This is a genomic window from Novosphingobium sp. BL-S-32 (assembly GCF_056857055.1).
The window spans coordinates 2,645,856-2,664,358 of the sequence record NZ_CM166476.1 but is presented as its reverse complement, the minus strand read 5'-3'; the positions used below and the strand labels follow the sequence as shown (position 1 = coordinate 2,664,358).

Annotated in this window: 16 protein-coding genes and 2 riboswitches; of the genes, 7 read left to right on the top strand and 9 right to left on the bottom strand. The window is 68.0% G+C overall.

The features are described 5' to 3' along the window. Positions 1–106: 106 nt before the first annotated feature. On the top strand, positions 107–946 hold the full coding sequence (locus AC1VVK_RS12590) for a flagellin (protein ID WP_482903262.1): 840 nt from the start codon (positions 107–109) through the stop codon (positions 944–946). 495 nt (positions 947–1,441) lie between these two features. Then, on the top strand, positions 1,442–3,244 hold the full coding sequence (locus AC1VVK_RS12585) for a methyl-accepting chemotaxis protein (RefSeq protein WP_482905159.1): 1,803 nt from the start codon (positions 1,442–1,444) through the stop codon (positions 3,242–3,244). Between the two features lie 87 nt (positions 3,245–3,331). On the opposite strand, the gene cobU is transcribed toward AC1VVK_RS12585, so the two are convergent. The 9 genes from cobU to AC1VVK_RS12540 are packed head-to-tail and all read right to left on the bottom strand — an operon-like array spanning position 3,332 to position 11,863. Then, positions 3,332–3,841, bottom strand: a complete 510-nt coding sequence (gene cobU, locus AC1VVK_RS12580; RefSeq protein WP_482903261.1) for a bifunctional adenosylcobinamide kinase/adenosylcobinamide-phosphate guanylyltransferase — start codon at positions 3,839–3,841, stop codon at positions 3,332–3,334. Continuing rightward, complete coding sequence (locus AC1VVK_RS12575; protein ID WP_482903260.1) at positions 3,838–5,292, bottom strand: cobyric acid synthase; 1,455 nt, start codon at positions 5,290–5,292, stop codon at positions 3,838–3,840. The genes cobU and AC1VVK_RS12575 overlap by 4 nt, the downstream gene beginning before the upstream one ends. Continuing rightward, positions 5,280–6,218, bottom strand: coding sequence for an adenosylcobinamide-phosphate synthase CbiB (gene cbiB, locus AC1VVK_RS12570; RefSeq protein WP_482903259.1), 939 nt, complete (start codon positions 6,216–6,218; stop codon positions 5,280–5,282). Before cbiB ends, AC1VVK_RS12575 begins: the two co-directional genes overlap by 13 nt. Beyond that, entirely contained in the window at positions 6,211–7,191 is a 981-nt protein-coding gene (locus AC1VVK_RS12565; RefSeq protein ID WP_482903258.1) for a threonine-phosphate decarboxylase, read from the bottom strand. Before AC1VVK_RS12565 ends, cbiB begins: the two co-directional genes overlap by 8 nt. Then, complete coding sequence (gene cobS, locus AC1VVK_RS12560; protein ID WP_482905158.1) at positions 7,188–7,901, bottom strand: adenosylcobinamide-GDP ribazoletransferase; 714 nt, start codon at positions 7,899–7,901, stop codon at positions 7,188–7,190. The genes AC1VVK_RS12565 and cobS overlap by 4 nt, the downstream gene beginning before the upstream one ends. Further along, on the bottom strand, positions 7,901–8,485 hold the full coding sequence (locus AC1VVK_RS12555) for a histidine phosphatase family protein (protein ID WP_132388680.1): 585 nt from the start codon (positions 8,483–8,485) through the stop codon (positions 7,901–7,903). The genes cobS and AC1VVK_RS12555 overlap by 1 nt, the downstream gene beginning before the upstream one ends. Next, on the bottom strand, positions 8,482–9,528 hold the full coding sequence (gene cobT / locus AC1VVK_RS12550) for a nicotinate-nucleotide--dimethylbenzimidazole phosphoribosyltransferase (protein WP_482903257.1): 1,047 nt from the start codon (positions 9,526–9,528) through the stop codon (positions 8,482–8,484). Before cobT ends, AC1VVK_RS12555 begins: the two co-directional genes overlap by 4 nt. Beyond that, entirely contained in the window at positions 9,525–9,932 is a 408-nt protein-coding gene (locus tag AC1VVK_RS12545; RefSeq protein ID WP_132388676.1) for a DUF1636 domain-containing protein, read from the bottom strand. The genes cobT and AC1VVK_RS12545 overlap by 4 nt, the downstream gene beginning before the upstream one ends. After that, entirely contained in the window at positions 9,932–11,863 is a 1,932-nt protein-coding gene (locus tag AC1VVK_RS12540; protein ID WP_482903256.1) for a TonB-dependent receptor plug domain-containing protein, read from the bottom strand. The genes AC1VVK_RS12545 and AC1VVK_RS12540 overlap by 1 nt, the downstream gene beginning before the upstream one ends. A 118-nt stretch (positions 11,864–11,981) precedes the next feature. Continuing rightward, positions 11,982–12,188, bottom strand: a riboswitch (cobalamin riboswitch). Positions 12,189–12,247: 59 nt separating this feature from the next. Then, a riboswitch (cobalamin riboswitch) is annotated at positions 12,248–12,456 on the top strand. 196 nt (positions 12,457–12,652) lie between these two features. Here AC1VVK_RS12540 and AC1VVK_RS12535 point away from each other — a divergent pair. The 5 genes from AC1VVK_RS12535 to AC1VVK_RS12515 all read left to right on the top strand — a co-directional run bounded on the left by AC1VVK_RS12535 (position 12,653) and on the right by AC1VVK_RS12515 (position 18,320). Further along, entirely contained in the window at positions 12,653–13,240 is a 588-nt protein-coding gene (locus tag AC1VVK_RS12535; protein WP_482903255.1) for a hypothetical protein, read from the top strand. Beyond that, complete coding sequence (locus AC1VVK_RS12530) at positions 13,237–14,547, top strand: cobyrinic acid a,c-diamide synthase CobB (RefSeq protein ID WP_482903254.1); 1,311 nt, start codon at positions 13,237–13,239, stop codon at positions 14,545–14,547. Before AC1VVK_RS12535 ends, AC1VVK_RS12530 begins: the two co-directional genes overlap by 4 nt. Positions 14,548–14,580: 33 nt before the next feature. Then, positions 14,581–16,317, top strand: a complete 1,737-nt coding sequence (locus AC1VVK_RS12525; protein ID WP_482903253.1) for a sulfotransferase family protein — start codon at positions 14,581–14,583, stop codon at positions 16,315–16,317. Between the two features lie 211 nt (positions 16,318–16,528). Further along, a complete protein-coding gene (locus tag AC1VVK_RS12520; RefSeq protein ID WP_482903252.1) occupies positions 16,529–17,266 on the top strand; it encodes a GntR family transcriptional regulator in 738 nt (245 codons plus the stop codon). 7 nt (positions 17,267–17,273) lie between these two features. Then, positions 17,274–18,320, top strand: coding sequence for an SIS domain-containing protein (locus AC1VVK_RS12515; protein ID WP_482903251.1), 1,047 nt, complete (start codon positions 17,274–17,276; stop codon positions 18,318–18,320). Positions 18,321–18,503 lie beyond the last annotated feature (183 nt).

The window sequence follows — 18,503 nt, the reverse complement described above, 5'->3', positions numbered from 1 at the left end:
CCTAGAAGAGTCTTGCGGGCCTGAAGAAGCAGGTCTGCACGGGGACCGGCGTACTCCGGTTCAGGCCGCAGAATTCGGCCTTAATATTCTAGAAGGAATGAAAACGATGTCGTTTTCCGTCAAGACCAATGCCGGCGCAATGGCCGCCCTTCAGTCCCTGAATGCCACCAACCAGTCGCTGTCCACGACCCAGAGCCGCATCAACACCGGCCTGAACGTGTCCTCGACCAAGGATGACTCGGCAAAGTACACCGTCGCGCAGACCCTGCGTGGCGACCAGGGTGGTCTGGCCTCGGTAACCTCGTCGCTCAACAACGCCAAGAGCGTTGTCGACGTCGCGGTTTCGGGCGCAGAGCAGATCTCGGACCTCATGAACGACATGAAGTCCAAGGCCTACGAAGCTGCCTCGGCAACCGACTCGGGCACGCTCAGCGCGCTCCAGAAGGACTACGACGGCCTGAAGTCGCAGATCGACTCGATCATCAAGTCGTCGGACTTCAACGGCGTCAACCTGCTCGACAGCAGCGGCGGTTCGGTCAGCTCGCTGCAGACCCTCGACACCAGCAACCTGCTGAAGGTCGGCAGCGTTGACCTTACCACGCTGAAGGGCACGTCGTCTGTCACCCTGGGCTCGCTCAGCGGCAGCACCGACCTTGCCTCCGCTTCGTCGGCAGCTACCGCGGTCACCAACCTCGATGCCCTGTCGACGGCTCTGAACGACAAGCTCAGCACCCTCGGTGCCGCTTCGCGTCAGATCGACGGCCAGCTGGACTTCACCAGCAAGCTCAGCGACACCATCGAGACCGGCATCGGCAACCTTGTCGACGCCGACCTCGCCAAGGAATCGGCGAAGCTTCAGGCCCTGCAGGTCCAGCAGCAGCTGGGCGTTCAGGCTCTGTCGATCGCCAACCAGGCGCCGCAGACGATCCTGTCGCTCTTCCGTTAAGAGTCGACCGGCGGCCTTTCAGCCCCCAAGCAGAAGGCCGACACGTCATGGAGGCCAGGGTGGTTCGCCATCCTGGCCTCTTTTTTTAATTCGGTCCGCAGTCGCCGGAACAGACGCGAATTCCCCTTGATCGGGGTCACTTTGAATAATGCGCAAAAGCGCATGCCTGGCGCGGCGCCGGCCGCCCCCCATCCGACCGCCCGGCGGACCTACGCTCGGACGGTGGGATGGGGAGCGGATCGCCGCCGCAGGTCCGGTCATGGCCGGATTTTCAAACAGTCTCGCAGCCTGCCCGAATTCGATGCGAAGCCGATGAATTCTTGACCGGATCGTTTCCCCAAGCCGCCCGAACCGCGCCGTCATCCTATAATATTCATGGCGCGCCGATGGCGGGGCCGACCCCTTCAAGCTGGAATTGGACCTAAGATGCTTGATTCTCTAAATAATTGGCGGTTGCCCAAAAAGCTTCTGGCCGCCTTTATCGTTCTCGGCGTCATGCTCGGCGCTGTGGGACTCAACGGATTTCTTTCGACGCGCACGCTGAATACCATCGCGCAGACGCATGTTCAGCGCGGCGTCGGCGGCATGTCCGCGCTTGCCGACGTGATCAGCAACGTCAAGGAACTGCGGATCATCGTTTACAGCTACTACAACGCCGCCGATGCCGACGATGCCGCCAAGCTGCGTGACCGCGTGAAGAGCGGCAATGACGAACTGCTCAAGTCCATCGACGCGTTCGACAACATTGCCGATGACTCGCTCAAGCCCGATATCGCCGAAATGCGGCGCGTGGCCGGCGAGCTTACCCAGGTCAACGATCGCATCTTCGATCTGCGCACCAAGGGCGATTTCCCGGGCGCGATGGCGATGATCAAGAGCGAAGGCAAGCAGGCCTCGCACGACACCATCGCACAGGCCCAGAAGCTCATCGACATGATGCGCAAGCGCACTGCCCAGAAGGCCGCCGAAGGCGAAGCGACCGCCGATACCGCGATCTTCCTTGCCATCAGCCTGGCCACCACCGGCATCATTGCCATCATCCTCGTCTGGCTGGCAATCAACCGCTCGGTCGCGGTGCCGATGGGCCGCATTGCCGAAGTGACCACCACGCTGGCCGAAGGCGGCAAGGTCGACGTGCCCTTCCGCGACCGCCGCGACGAGATCGGCGAGATCGCCGAAGCCGTCGAGCAGTTCCGCGCCGCCGCCGAAGCCCGCGCCGAGATCGACGCGCGCATCGTCGCCGAACAGGAAATCGTCACCACCACGCTGCGCTCCAGCCTTCAGGCGATCCGCGAAGGCGATCTGACGCAGACCATCTCGGCCGAGTTCCCCGCCACTTATGCGGAGCTGAAGACGAACTTCAACGCCGCCCTTGCCGCGCTGCGCGACCTGATCGGCGCCGTGGCCGAAAGCGCCGTCGCCATCCGCACCGGCTCGGGCGAGATCGCCCAGGCTTCCGAAGACCTTGCCCGCCGCACCGAAAGCAATGCCGCGAGCCTTGAAGAGACGTCGGCCGCGATCACCCAGATGGACGACCGCCTGCGCGCCACTGCCGCCGCCGCCGGCCGCACCGTGCAGCGCGCCGACGGGGCGATGGGCGTGGTCGAATCCGGCCGCTCGATCGCCGATGAGGCCGTGCAGGCCATGGGCCGCGTGAGCGAAAGCGCCAAGGGCATCGACTCGGTTATCGAAGGTCTCGACAAGATCGCCTTCCAGACCCGCGTGCTTGCCATGAACGCCGCCGTCGAGGCGGGCCGTGCCGGTGATGCAGGTCGCGGCTTCGCAGTCGTCGCCGATCTCGTTTCAGCGCTCGCCATGCGCTCGGAAGAAGAAGCCAAGCGCGCCCGCGAGCAGCTCACCGCCACGCAGACCGACATCGGCACTGCGGTGGAAGCCGTGCAGCGCGTCGATGGGGCGCTCCAGAACATCTCGGGCGACGTGACCGAGGTGCATACGCTGCTGAGCGACATCGCCACCGACAACCAGGCGCAGTCCTCGACGATCACCCAGATCAGCGCCGCCATCGGCACGATGGATCAGGCGACGCAGCAGAACGCCGCTATGGTGGAGGAAACCTCGGCCGCCGCGCGCAACCTCAACAGCGAGGTCACCGCGTTGTCGGACCGCGCCGCGATGTTCCGCATCGGCAACGAGCCGCGCGGCGCCGCCCCGGCCCGCCCGGCCGCGCGCCCTGTCCCGGCCGCCATCACCACCAGCCAGGTCGCGCCGCAAGTCAGCGCTGTCCGCAAGCCCGCCATCGCACTGGCGACCGGGCAGGACGACTGGGTGGATTTCTGACGCATTGATCTTCGGCGGGCTGCCCTTTGGGCTGCCGCCGCATCCTGAAAAGGCCGCCTCTTCGCAGGCGGCCTTTTTTGTGCGCGGCTACTTCAGCCGCAGCGGCAGACCGGCCGCGACGAAGACCACGGAATCGGCAATCGCGGCGATCCGCTGGTTGAGCCGCCCCGCCTCATCGCGAAAAGCGCGGCCCAGCGGGGTTTCCGGCACGAGGCCCAGCCCGATCTCATTGGCCACCAGCGCAATCGGGCAAGGACAGGCGGCTACGGCGGCGCAGAGCGCATCGAACCGGGGCGCGAGCGCGATCTCGGCCAGCATCAGGTTGGACAGCCAGAGCGTGAGGCAATCGACCAGCACGGCATCGGCCTCATCGGCCGCGCGCGCGATGGCGCCGACGAGATCGAGCGGTGCCTCGATCGTGCTCCAGTGCGGGCCCCGCTCTTCGCGGTGGCGGGCGATACGCGCTTCCATCTCAAGGTCGAGCCCCTCGCCGGTCGCGATATAGGCAAGCTTGCCGGGAAAGCCCTCGATCAGGGATTGCGCATGGCGGCTCTTGCCCGACCGCGCGCCGCCGAGGACGAGAGTGCTCAGGGTCATGGGCGATACTCCGTAAGGGCAAGAAGGCAATCGATGTCGAGATGCGCCTCCATGGCGGCGGCGAGTTCGTTCAGCGCGGCATCGACGTCGGCATGGTGGTCGCGCCGGTCGCTCATCGCGCCGAGGCGGGCGAGCAGTTCGGCACGCAGATCGGTCGAGGCGAGCAGGCCGTGGCAATAGGTTCCGATCACGCGCCCACCAGCATCGACGGCACCGTCCGGCCGGTCCCCGTCCAGCATGGCGAACGGCGCCGCCATGTCACGTTCTGTGACGCCCATATGCATCTCGTAACCGGTCAGGTTCACGCCAAGTGCGGTGCCCGAAACCTCGCGCAAAGCCTTGCGATTGCCCAGCACCGTCGTGACATCGAGCAGGCCGAGCCCCGCCATTTCGCCGGGCTCGCCCTCGATCCCCAGCGGGTCGGCAATGGTCCTGCCCAGCATCTGGAAACCGCCACAGATGCCCAGGATCATGCCCCCGCGCCGATGATGCGCCAGCACATCGATATCCCAGCCCTCGGCCCGCATGAAGGCCAGATCCGCCATTGTAGCCTTGGAGCCCGGCAACACGATCAGCGCGGCCTGCGCCGGGATCGGCGTGCCCGGCGGGATCATCGCGACTTCGACGGCTGACTCCTGCCGCAGCGGGTCGAGATCGTCGAAATTGGCGATGCGCGGCAGGATCGGGCAGGCGACGAGCAGCTTTCCGGAACCGCCGCCCAGCCCGCGTTCGAGCACCACGGCGTCCTCGCTCGGCAGGCGGCCGACCGCGCTCTGCCACGGCAGCACGCCATAGCCGCGCCAGCCCGAACGCTGCTCGATGGCGGCGTAGCCATCGGCGAAAAGCGCCGGATCGCCGCGGAACTTGTTGATGAGAAAACCCCGGATCTGCGCGGCATCCTCGGGCTCGATCACCGCGCGGGTACCCACCAGCGAGGCGATCACCCCGCCCCGGTCGATATCCCCGATCAGCACCACGGGAACGTCCGCCTCGCGCGCAAAGCCCATGTTGGCGATGTCCCCGGCGCGCAAGTTGATCTCGGCCGGAGAGCCCGCGCCTTCGACCACGACGAGATCGCAGCGCGCCTCCAGCCGGCGGTAGCTGGCCATGACTTCGGGCAGCAGCCTGCGCCGCGCCTCGCGGAAATTGGCGCTTCCCAGCGTGCCGCGCACTTCGCCGTGGACCACCAGTTGCGAAGTCCGGTCGGCCTGCGGCTTCAGCAGCACGGGGTTCATGTCGACATGGAGGGCAGCACGCGCGGCGAGCGCCTGAAGCGCCTGAGCACGGCCGATCTCGCCGCCTTCCGGGGTCACGGCGGCATTGTTGGACATGTTCTGCGGCTTGAACGGAAGCACGCGCAGACCCCGGTTGGCCAGCGCACGGCACAGCCCCGCGACCATGACCGACTTGCCCACGTCGGAGCCGGTTCCCTGCAACATCAAGCCAGCCATGCTACTCCTAACGCGATAAGTCCCAGCAGCACGCAGGCCCAGCGGTAGATCGCCAGTGCCCGCCGCAAATCCGCCGCCTGCGCTTCGGCGCCCTCCTCCCCGATCCACGGCTTGGCCGCAAGCACGCCGTCATAGGTGACCGGCCCGGCCAGCCGCACGCCCAGCGCGCCCGCCATCGCCGCCTCCGGCCAGCCTGCATTGGGCGAGGCATGGCGGCCATGGTCGCGCGCCAAAACGCGCCAGCCGCCCGCTCCGGCAAGGCAGAGCAGCACGCCCGCCAGCCGCGCCGGGATCAGGTTCGCGAGATCATCGATCCGCGCCGCCGCCCAGCCATAGGCGCGGAGCGGTTCCTCCGGATGGCCGATCAGGCTGTCCGCCGTGTTGATCGCCTTGTAGGCCCAGACGCCCGGAAGTCCGCCGACCAGCAGCCAGAACAGCGGGGCGGCGACGCCGTCGCAGAAGCTTTCGGCAAGGCTTTCGATGGCGGCGCGGACGACGCCCGCCTCGTCAAGTTGCGCGGTCTCGCGGCCGACGATCATGCCCACGGAGCGCCGCGCGGCGGCGAGATCTCCAGCCTCCAGCGCGGCCAGCACTGGGCGCACGTGATCGTCGAGGCTGCGCGCGGCCAGCGCGGGCCACGCCAACAAAGCGAGCACAATCCATGCGAAGTTCCCGGCTACGGCGCGGACGGCGAATTCGACCAGCAGCGCCGCGCCGACAACGCCGCCGATCAGCGCGAGCATCGCGCCAAGCCCCGCCATGCGGCGCAGCGACGCGGGCCATGCCGCACGGTTCAGCATGCGCTCGCAGGCGCCGATCGCCTTCGCGAAAAAGCCCACCGGATGGCCGGTCAGCGCATGCAGTCGCGACGGCCAGCCCAGCAGCGCCTCAAGCACCAGCGCCGCGACGGCGACCGGCTCAGCCATGGCCCAGCGCCGCGCCGAGACGTGCCAGCGCGGCGGCATCGGCCGGTACGCCGAAGCGCAGCCAATCGGGGAATTGCTCGAAGGGGCGCACCAGTATCCGCGCGCGGGCAAGGCGCTCGAAAACCTCCCCAGCCGCGCAGCCGGTGACAAGGCGGAACAGCGGGCAATCGCCGCGCGGTTCGAGGTCGTGACGCCGCAGCACCGCATCCAGCTTGGCGGCGCGGGGGGGAAGCTCCTGCCGGGTCCTGGCGATCCAGTCCGCATCGCCGTAAGCTGCCGTCCCGATGGTCAGCGCCGCTGTGTGGAGCGGCCAGCTTCCCATCAGCGCGCGCAGCGTGGACAGGATCTTCGGCGGCGCCAGCACGAAGCCGAGGCGCAGCCCGGCGAGTCCGAAGAACTTGCCGAACGAGCGCAGGACGATGAGCCGGCCCCCGTCCACCGCATCGGCCACGCTCGTTTCCGGGCGGCAATCGGCGAAGGCTTCGTCGACGATCAGCCAGCCGCCCTGCCGTTCGATCCGGTCAGCCCAGTCCAGCACATCGCCGCGCGCGTGCAGGGCGCCGTCCGGATTGTTCGGATTGGCCATGACGACCACTTCGGGCGTGGCAGGGTCCTCGCCAAAGCGCACCGGACGGGATTCCGCGAAAGCCTCGACATGGCTGCGATAGCACGGCACCACCGCGCGGCCCGGCAGGCCTAGCACATGCCCGAGCAGGCGCAGCGCCGTCTCGCTGCCGGGGACCGCACAGCACAGCGCCGGATCGACGCCAAAGTGGCGAGCGGCGACGGTCTCCAGCCGAGCGAGCCCATCCGGGTCGGGCAAGGCGCTCCAGTCCGGCGCCAATGCGTATGGGATCGGCCAGGGCGCGGGATTGAGGCCGGTGGAAAGGTCGAGCCAGTCCTCCTGCGCGCCGCCGAACAGCCGCGCCGCCTCCGCCACGCGGCCGCCATGGTGCAGGAACCGCGCGATCACCGCAGCACCACCAGCGCGGCGAGCAGCGCGGTTTCGACAAGCTCGATGCCCGCGCCGTGCCCGTCGCCCGAAATGCCGCCGATCCGGCTCCTCAGCCAGTAGCCCCAGAGAGGCACGGCAAGGAACAAAACGAGCAGCGGCGGCGCGATCAGGACTCCGGCAAGCACTGCGGGCACGCACCAGCAGGCAAGATGCGGCCAGCGGATCGCGCTGCGAAAGCGGCTTCCGAGCCCTTCATGCAGCGGCGGCAGGGCCATGGTCCAGAACAGCGGCCCGATCCGCGCCAGCGCGGGCACCAGCAGCAGCGCCCAGACCTGCCCCGGCATCAGCGCATGAAGTAGCACCAGCTTGGCCAGCAGTTGCAGCACGATAGTGACGACCGCAAAGCTGCCGACATGGGGGTCGGCCAGAACCGCCGAAAGCCGCGCCCGGTCCTTGTGCGCGGCGCCCGTGGCATCGGCGATGTCGCCAAGCCCGTCGAGATGGAGCGCGCCCGTCACCGCTACCCAGGCGACAAGCGCGGCCAGCGCCGCCAGCCAGTCCGGCCCGGCCTTCGCGCCGAGCCACCAGCATCCGGCGACCAATGCCCCCACCATCAGACCCGCCAGCGGAAACCAGCGCATCGATTTCGCAAAGTCGTCATCATCCGCGCGCACGGCCGGCAGCGGCAGGCGCGTCAGGAACTGAAGCGCGAGGACGACTTGCCGGATCACGCGCTACCCCGGTCCAGCGAGACGATCTGCGCGGCCGGGAGCCGTCCACCCGTTTCCGGCCAGAGCCGCAGGCTGAGCAGCGCGCTATAGCCCAGTTCGAAAGCCCAGACTTGCCGGTGGTCGAAGCCAAACAGCACCGAGAGCACCGCGCGCATGGCACCGGCGTGGGTGACGACCAGCGTGGCGCGGTCAATGCCGCGCAGGGCCTCGGCAATGCGGTTGCGCAGTTGCGACCAGCGCTCGCCACCGGGCGGGGCGGAGCCTTCCGGATCGTCCCAGAACCGCGTCTGCACGGCGGGGTCCAGCTCATGCGGGGCCATGCCGTCCCACTCGCCGAAATCGAGTTCGCGCCAGCGCCGGTCGGAGCGATGCGGCAGTTTCCGCTGCCCAGCGATCTGCCGCGCGGGGACTTGCGAGCGCGAGAGGTCCGAACTCAGCACCTGGGCGAAGTCCAACCCGTCCGCCCGCAGCACGCAGCGCGCAGTACCCGAGGGAAGCGGCGGATCGTCGCGATGGCCGAGCAGGAGGCCCGGTTCGCGCGGCTCGCCGTGGCGCATCAGGTGAAGGACAATGCCGTTCACGCGGTCTCCGTTCCGGCGCCAACTCCGGCCTGCGCCCCGGCAACGGCGGCTTCGGCAAACGTCGCCATGCCTTCATGGGCCGCCAGGGCCGAGAGCACCACTTGCGCCGCCACCGCCGCGCCGGAGCCTTCGCCAAGGCGCATGCCAAGGTGGAGCAGCGGATCGAGGCCCAGCTTCTCCAGCAGCCGCACGTGCCCCGCCTCGGCCGAGCAATGCGCGGCCAGACAGTGGTCCAGCACGCCGCCATTGTCCGCGAAGAGCGGCGCCAGCGAGGCGCAGCAGATGAACCCGTCGAGCAGGACCGGAACGCGGTGATGCCGTGCGGCCAGCACGGCGCCCGCCATCGCGGCGATCTCGCGACCGCCAAGGCGGCGCAGCGTCTCGAAAGCGTCGGTGCAATCGGCGCCGTGGAGCGCCAGTGCTGCCGCGACCGCCTCGGCCTTGCGCGCCACGCCCGCATCGTCGAGCCCGGTGCCACGGCCGGTCCAGTCGCGCGCCTCGCCGCCGAAGACTTGTGCCGAAAGCGCGGCGGCGGGGGTGGTGTTGCCGATGCCCATCTCGCCCACGAACAGCAGGTCGGTTTCGGGACGGACCACGGCGGCGCCAATGTTGATCGCCTGAAGGCATTCGGCCGCGCTCATGGCCGGCTCACGCGTGATGTCGCCGGTCGGCCGGTCGAGATCGAGCGGCACCACGCCCAGTTCCGCCCCACAGGCGCGCGTCAGCGCATTGATCGCTGCCCCGCCCGCACGGAAATTGGCGACCATCTGGTGAGTGACTTCGGGCGGATAGGCGCTCACCCCGCGCGCGGCGACGCCGTGGTTGCCCGCGAAGATCACGGCGTGGATCCGCTCGGCGCGGGGGATTTCCTGGCCCTGCCAGCCGGCCATGAAGACCGCGATCTCCTCCAGCCGGCCCAGCGAACCGGCGGGCTTGGTCAGCTCCGCCTGCCGCCGCGCCGCCGCATCGGCGGCCCCGGCATCGGGCGCGGGAAGATCGGCAAGCGCGGCGGCGAAAGCCGCGCTGTCGGCGAACATGGTCATGTGCAGATATACCCTTCGGGGGGAGTGCGGGTGATGAAGTGGCCTTTCACGCCCTGCGGCCATTCGCGATAAGGGACCTGCCCTTCCTCACTGGCCGCGTGGCGCACGGCATATTCGAGGATCGCACGCGCGGCCTCTTCGTCGGGCGTGAAGTCGCCCAGCACATAGCCCACCTTGCCCGGCGCGCGCAGATGGACGGCGCAGTGGCGCTGGCAGGCGAACAGGCAGGGCATCTCCTGGACCGCCACGCCTTGCAGGCCCGGTTCGGCGGCCTGCACCGTGCGCATGGCCTCGGCCAGCAGCGCGCCGCCGCGCTGCCCGCCTTCGTCCTCGCGTGCAGCGGCCGAGAACCGGCAGGTGCTGCAAACCACCACCGACGGTCCCGGCTCGACTGCGTTCAACATCAGAACTGGCTCCTCAGGCCCAGGTAAACCGTACGGCCGAGCGAATTGTAGCCGGCCGCCGTCTCGTAGTCCTTGTCGGTCAGGTTTTCGATGCGGCCCTGAAGCATGAGCCCGGGCGCGACTGTCCACTGGGCGCGCAAGTCGAGCAACCAGTAATCGTCAAGCTTCGCCGTGCCGGTGGCGGCGTTGTAGCTCCCGCCCGAATAACGCGCGGCGATGCTGGCGCGGATGCCCTGCGGCAGGTCCACGCCGCCCTCGATATTGGCGAGATGGCGCGGCACGCGCTGAAGTTGGCGGCCATAGGTGCTGCTGTCCGGCGTGCGGTCCTCCGCCTCGATCAGGCTGTAATTGCCTTCGGCGAAGAGCACCTTCCACTTGGCGGACGCCGCCAGTTCGAGGCCCTGCGCATGGGCCTTGCGAACATTGGCGTAGTAGCCGAAGCGCTCGGTGGTGGTGCCCGGGATGTAGCAGATGTCCGGCAGGGTGCCGCTGGTCGGGCAATAGGCGAAGTCGATCAGGTTGTCGGTATCGCGCTGGAACCAGGTGGCCGAGACGTGGAACAGGTCGCCAAGCCCCTGCTCGGCGCCCACCTGCCAGCCCTTGGCCTTTTCAGGCTGGAGGTTGGCCGCGCCGTAGTCGCTGAACAGCTGGTAGAGCGACGGAGCCTTGTAGCCCTGATCGTAGCTGGCGCGGATCACGGTCTTGCCCGCGTTCGGCGTATAGGCCGCACCGGCGCTGAACACCGTGTTGCCACCGAAGCGCGACTGATGGTCGTAACGCGCGCCGCCGCTCACGGTGAGCCCGGTCACAGGGCTGACGCGCAGTTCGCCGTAGACGCTGTTGGTATCCGCCTTGCTGGGCGTCAACACGTAAGGATCCGTGCTGTCCGTGGGCGAGGCGGTGGTCATCCGCTGCTCCTCGCGCTCGGCGCCGAAGACGGCCTGCACCGCGTCCGAGAAGCTGTAGGTGCCCTGATACTCGTAGCGACGCACGCGGCCATGCGCATCGAACGTGAGCTGCCGAATGGTCTGCGCGGGATCGAAGTTCTGGCGGTCGGTCTCGGTCTGGGTCACGGCCACGCGGTTGACCAGCTTGCCATCGAACAGCGCGAAGTTGAGCCCGGCGTAGCCCGCCCACTCCTTGTTCACGCCATAGGCGAGCGAGTCCCCTCCAAAGCCGTCGAAGTCGTTATGCGAATCCGACCAATAGCCCTTGAGATCGATCGAAACGCCCGGCGCGACGCGATATGTGAACGACCCGTTGGCCGCAGACCGGCGATAGCCATCGGGCTCGGTGCCCTGATCGCTGGCCGAGATGCCGTCGGTGGTGAAGCGCGAGGCGGAGACGCGCCAATCGATCGAATCCGACGTGCCGCCCACGCCGGCACGCGCCGAGACGGTATCGTGCGTGCCCGCTTCCACCGCGAAGCTGCCTTCCAGCGGCTTGGTCGGGGCACGGGTGGTGACATTGATGACGCCGCCGATGGCATCGCTACCCCAGAGGATCGACTGCGGACCGCGCAGGATCTCGATGTGATCGATATCGTCGGTGAAGAGGTTGGAGAAGGCATAGCCGCCCGCCGTCGAAGACGGATCGGCGAGGCGCATGCCGTCGATCACCATCACGCTCTGACCGGCATCGGCGCCGCGAATGCGTAGGCTGGTGGTCGTGCCGTAGCCGCCGTTGCGCGAAAGGCTGATGCCCGGCGTGCGCAGCAGCATGTCGGTGAGGGCGATCGGCTGCGCGGAAACGATGTGCGCGTCGTCGAGGACGGTCACCGTCTGGGCGACGCGATCGGCCGCCAGCGGGGTGCGCAGCGCGGTAACGACGATGCTGTCGCCACTATCTGCTTCGTCGGCGAAAGCCATCGTCGGGCAGGCCGCCGCGAGGGCCGCGAGCGAAACCGTGGTGGCGAAAATCCGGAACGTCATGGGTTTTCCTTCAAACAAGCATCGAAGACCCCCGCCGAAGCGCGAGCACCGGCAAGGCAATGGCTGTCGTTGCGCGAGGAAAAAGCCCCCTCGTTCACCCGGCACACCCTGTCCGGACGAAGAACGACTGCGTCAGGCAGGTCTCCTGGCTTGCGGGTCAATGCCGTCTCGGCCGCCTTCTCAGAATCCTGCCAAGTCAATGGCTTCGGCTCCAATGGCGAAATGGCCGCACGGCTCGCCGCTCACAGTTGCAGGGGCAGCCCGGGTCTTGAACCCGTGTTCCCTTTTGATCCTCTTACGAGGAACCTGTCGCGGCGCGGCAACTATCGTGCGGGCGCCCCGCTGGCAAGTGCCCGAAGCTTGCGCGCGCCCGCGAAGTGCCATAGGTCCGCCCCTGCAAAGGGTGCCCGAGAGGGCTTAATCGGGAAGTCCGGACCTGCGGGGAAACTCGCGGGACATGCCGGCACTGCTCCCGCAACTGTAACCGGGGATGCGCCCCGCCATGCGCCATTGGGACCGGACGGTTCCGAGAAGGCGGCGGAAGGCGCGACGATCCGGGAAGTCAGGAAACCGGCCCCTTGCCGTCGTTCCTCTGCGCGGGCGGGATGCACCGGGCGGACGAGGGCATGGTTCCCGTAGCGGGAAGCAGCCCTGGCGAGACGACAGTCGAAGTCGTGTCGAAAGGAGCCTGCCAGAGTGACACCGATCCGCTGATCCTCTCGCCGGGGCGATATCGCCCGGGGCCTTTCCTGCACGCCTTTCCCCAACCGCCTTGGGAGATCCCAGAACATGAACCGTTCCGCCAATCCGCCATCCGCCCGCGTCAGCCTCTTCGTGTTTGCCGCGCTCGCCGCCGTCATGCTGGTGACGCGCACCCATTCGCTGAGTCAGGTCGTCCACTTGCCAGACACCGACCTTGCGAGCTTCTTCGTGCTCGGCTTCTTCGTCCGCCGTGTCATCGGTTTCGCCGCGCTGTTCGCGCTCGGCTATGCGATCGATGTCGTGGTGATCTCGGTGCTGGGCGGTTCCGGATTCTGCTTTACCCCGGCCTACGCGATGCTGGTCCCGGCCTATGGCGTGATGTGGCTTGCCGGGCGCGTGGCGGCGGCGAAGCTCGGTGACCGCCTTGCCGCCCTGCCTGCCATGGCCGTGCTGCTGATCGCCGCCACTTTCGTCTCGCACTTGCTGTCGAGCGGCGGGTTCTACTTCCTTGGCGGCCGCTTCCCCGATCCGACGCTTGCCGGATTCCTGCCGCGCATCGGGCGCTATTTCCCGACCACCCTGCTCTCCACGGTGCTGTGGTCCGGCATTGCCGCCACGCTCTGGGCGCTGACCGTGACCCTGCGCCCGGCGCTGCACGCGGAACGCCGCAAGTGACCGCCTGCCCTGCCCTGCTGGTCGCCGCGCCCGCCTCGGGGCAGGGCAAGACGCTCGTCACCGCCGCGCTCGCCCGCCGCCATGCCCGCGAAGGACGGCGCGTGCGCGTGTTCAAGTGCGGGCCCGACTTCCTCGATCCCATGATCCTCGAAGCGGCGAGCGGCGCCCCGGTGCACCAGCTTGACCTCTGCATGGTCGGCGAGGCCGAATGCCGCGCGCTGCTCTACGAAGCGGCGTGCGAGGCGGACCTGATCCTCGTCGAAGGGGTGATGGGCCTGCACGACGGCGATCCCTCCGCCGCCGACCTCGCGCGGCGCTTCGGCCTGCCGGTGCTCGCGGTGGTAGACGGATCGTCCATGGCGCAGACTTTCGGCGCGCTCGTTCATGGCCTGGCGACCTATCGCGCGGGCGTGAACCTCGCCGCCGTGCTCGCTAACCGTGTGGGTAGCGCCAGGCATTCGGACCTGTTGGAGCAAAGCGTACCCAGTGACATCCGCTGGCTGGGCGCACTGGGCCGAGACGCCGCAATCGGCCTGCCCGAACGGCACCTAGGGCTGGTGCAGGCGGGCGAAGTAGCCGACCTTTCCGCCCGGTTGGACCGGGCGGCGGATCTGCTGCCGGACAGCGCGCTCTGGCTTCCGGAGCCCGTGACCTTCGCCGCGCCGGAGGGCATGACCCCGCCGCCATCGCTCGCCGGCAAGCGCATCGCCATTGCCCGCGACGAGGCTTTCGCCTTCATCTACCCGGCCAACGTCGCCTTCCTCGAAGAGGCAGGCGCGCAGGCCGTGTTCTTCTCGCCGCTGACCGACGCGGCCCTGCCCGCATGCGATGCGCTCTGGCTGCCGGGCGGCTATCCCGAACTGCATCTGGATCGCCTTGCCGCCAATGCGCCGATGCTGGCCTCGATCCGCGCGCATCACGCCGCCGGTCGCCCGATCCTCGCGGAGTGTGGCGGCATGCTCTACACGTGCGAGACGCTGGATGACGGCAAGGGCACCCGCACCGCCCTGCTCGGCCTGCTAGCGGCCCAAGCGACAATGCAGCCTCGACTGGCTGCTCTGGGAATGCAGGAGGCCAAGATCGACGGCCATCCTGTGCGCGGCCATACGTTCCACTATTCGACGCTGGAAACCGCGCTTTCCCCCATAGCCCATGCCGACACACCCGATGGGCGCCCCGGCGAGCGCGTGTTCCGCCGTGGGTCGCTGACGGCCAGCTACATGCACCTCTACTTTCCCTCGGGACCGGAGCTGGTGGCCGCACTGTTCACCGGGACCGCCCTGAAGTCAGCCGCAAAGCCCGGTTGACACCGCGCCGCGCAAGCGCCCTAAGCTGCCGGCATGTCCGCCGATATGCAGACCATTGCCGATGCCCGACAGGCCCTGTCCTCGGGCGATCTCGACCGCGCCGAGGCGCTGGCCGAAACGGCCCGCGCGCAGCCCGCGCTGGCACTCGACGCGATCGAGGTGCTGGCCCTTGCCGCCAAGGCGCGCGGCGCGGACGACCGCCACGAAGCCCTGTTGCGCGAGGCTATTGCCCTCGCCCCCGAGAGCGCCTGGCCGCGCGACGCACTGGCCGAGGAACTGCATGGCACCGGCCGCCTGCATGACGCCGAGACGGTCCTGCGCGAAACGATTGCCGCCCAGCCCGACAACCCCGATGCCCACACGCGCCTCGGCCATATGCTGAGCGAGCGCGACGAACTGGTCGAAGGCACGCACCACCTTTCCGAGGCCATCCGCATCGCCGGACGGCAGCCCCAGTTGCTCGCCGATCTCGGCCGCAATCTTCAGCGTCAGGGGCGGCTCGACGAAGCTGCCCCTCTACTGGAAGAAGCCGTGCAGGCCATGCCCGAAGCGCTGCCGCCGCTGCTCTGGCTGGCGGAGTTGGAGGAACAGGCCGGCCGTTTCGACCGCGCCGCCGCCCTGCTCGGCGGCGCGGAAACACTGGCCCAGCGACAGGGCACCGACCTGACGCTCCAGCGCGTGACGCTGCTTTCGCACACGGTGGACTGGCCGAAAGGCCTCGCCATGCTGGAAGCCGAACCCGAGCCTTCCGGCCCCGCCCTGCTGCTGCGCGGCCGCCTGCGCGACCGGGCCGGGTGTAAGGCCGAGGCATGGGATGATTTCGTCGCGGGCAAGGCCGCGCTCGCCCATGCCGCCAGCCGCAGCTATCCGGCCCGCGCGGTGGGCGAACTCGTCGCGCAATGGCGGGACTTCTTCACGCCCGAGCGCTTCGCCGATTTCCTGCCCGCCTCGCGCCGCAAGGGGGTGCCGCAGCCGGTGTTCATCCTCGGTTTTCCGCGCTCCGGCACCGCGCTGATCGAGCAAGTGGCAGCGAGCCATTCCGAAGTCCGGGCGGGCGGCGAATTGCCCTTCGGCCGCGAGCTGGCGGACAAGGCGGCCTTGTGGACTGCGGGCGCGTTCCCTCGCCACGCCGAGGCCGTAACCGAGGAACAGCGCGACACGCTGGGCGTACAACTGCGCGACCATTACTTCGCGCTTGCCGAACGCCATGGCCTGCTGCGCGATGGCGCCACGCTCTTCACCGACCGGATGGCGCTGAACGAGCTTTACCTGCCGCTGCTGCAACTGGCGTTCCCGCAATCACCGGTCGTGGTGGTGGCCCGCGATCCGCGCGACGTGATGGTCTCGGCGATGGGCCATGACTTCACGCACGGCTTTTCCTGCGGTTACCGGATCGAGGACCTCGCACAGCACTATGCGCGGATGGAGGAACTGACCAGACACTGGCTGGAAAGCTTGCCGGTCCCCGCGCACGAACTGCATTACGAGCATTTCGTGGCCGATCAGCACGCCCAGACCGCAGAGCTGATGGCGTGGCTGGGGCTCGACATGGAACCGGCGCAGCTTGAATTCCACACCTTCGCCCATCACAGTCCGACGCCCAGCCACGCGCGCATTCGCGAGCCGCTCAGCACCCGGTCGATTGGGCGCTGGACGGGCTACGCGCGGGAACTCAACGATGTGCTGCCGGTGCTGGCCGAGGCCATCGAACGCGGCGGTTATGCAGCCCCCGATGCCGACGCACGCGAGAGCGGGCCGACAATCAACTGAGCCCTTCCGCGCCGCGTGGAACCCTGCGCGCCGCCATGCCCAAAGGCCATCGTTGCCCGTTCCCGCCCTCGGGGAGCGCTCATCCTGCTTGCGCATTAGTAGTACAAACTTAATACCAAAATTTGCCTATCCGCAAAATCCATGATTTTTGGTATTGAAGTGGCATTGTCCTTTGCCGTAGAAAACGGGCCACTGAATGGAGACAAAGGCAATGTTCGTCGATCGCGTCGGCAGGCTTCCGGAGGGGGATACCGCCCCGCTCTACCGGCAATTCGAGCGCCTTTTGCGCCAGGCGATCGAGCATCAGGTCCTCCTGCCGGACGAGGCCCTGCCGCCCGAGCGCGACCTTGCCGCCGCCTACAACCTTTCCCGCGTGACGGTACGCAAGGCGCTCGACGGCCTTGTCGAAGCGCGCATGCTCACGCGCCGTCAGGGGGCCGGCACCTTCGTTGCCCCGCGCGTCGAGAAGAACTTCGCGGCGATCTCCTCGTTCACCGAGGACATGCTGTCGCGAGGCCGCGCGCCGCACAGCAGATGGATCTCGCGCACCGAAGCGGAGGTCTCGCCCGAAGAGGCGATGGCGCTGGGGCTGAGCCCGGGCAGCACGGTCTACCGCTTCACCCGGATCCGTTATGCGGACGGCGTTTCGATGGCGCTGGAATCGGCCACGGTTCCGGCCTCCTCGCTGCCTTCGCCCGATGCCGTAGAGGATTCGCTCTACGATGCGCTGGGCGATGATCGGCCCGTCCGCGTGCTCCAGCGCTTCCGTGCGGTGCTGTTCACCGACGAGCAGGCCGCCCTGCTCAAGATCCCGAAGAATTCGCCGGGCCTCGCCATCGAACGCCGCGGATATAATGCCGAAGGGCGCCCGGTGGAGCTGACCCGGTCGTGGTATCGCGGCGATGCCTATGACTTCGTCGCCGAACTCAACGTGCCACGCGCCGGATAGCAGGACCATGATCGACAATCCTGAAACCACCCTGATGTTCGCCGAGGCCGCCGAAGCTGCCGAGGCCGTGGCTCGCCAGCGCGCACGCAACGCGCCTGCCCTTGCCGCGCTGGCCGAAAGTTTGCGCGCGGCCCCACCCCGCGCAGTGGCGACACTGGCGCGCGGCAGCTCTGACAATGCCGCCACGCTCGCCCGCTATCTGGTGGAGACGCAGCTAAGGCTGCTGACCACTTCGGTCGCGCCTTCGGTCAGCTCGGTCTACGATTCGCCACCCGACTATGCCGAGACGCTGATGATCGCGATCTCGCAATCCGGCCGTAGCCCGGACCTGATCGCCGCCGCCGAACATGCCCGCGCGGGCGGCGCGCGTCTGATCTCACTGGTCAACGACGAAGCCTCGCCGCTGGCGACCGATGCCGAAGTGCTGCTGCCGCTCTGCGCGGGGCCGGAGCGTTCGGTTGCGGCGACGAAGTCCTACATCACCAGCATTGCTGGCATTCTCGACCTGATCGCGGCGTGGAGCGAGGACGCGGACCTCACTGCCGCGCTGAGCGCATTGCCGAGCCTGCTCGCGCAGGCGTGGCAGCTTGACTGGACGCCCGCGCTCGAACCGCTGCGCGAGGCGCGCAATCTCTTCGTCGTCGCGCGCGGTCCCGCGTTCGGCGTGGCGCAGGAGATGGCCCTCAAGATCAAGGAAACCTGCGGCTTCCATGCCGAGGCCTTCAGCGCCGCCGAAGTGCGCCATGGACCGATGGCCATCGTCGAGAACGGCTTCCCGGTGATCCTGCTGGGTCAGGACGACGAATCGAACGAAAGCGTCGCCGCCCTCGCCCCGATGTTCGCCGAGCGCGGTGCCACCGTGATCGGCGCGGGCATCGGCCCGAGCATCGGCAAATTTCCCGGCATCACCCTGCCCACGCTAACCGCGCATCCGATGCTCCAACCGGTGCTGGCAGCGCAGAGTTTCTACCGCCTTGCCAACGCCCTTTCGGTCGCGCGCGGCCGCGATCCCGACAGCCCGCCGCATCTCGCGAAAGTGACCCGTACTCTTTGACAGGGCCCGTAGAGGCCGAGGAAAAAGTCCGCGCCCGGAATGAGGCGGTTATCGAGCGTCTTAACCACCGTCCGCCAAGAAGATGCGGCCGCTCAACGGGTTGTATGGTCAACAAAATCAACCTTGCCGCCCCCGTCTTCGAACCGCGCCTCCACTATGTATTTTGATACATTTTTTGTTCTC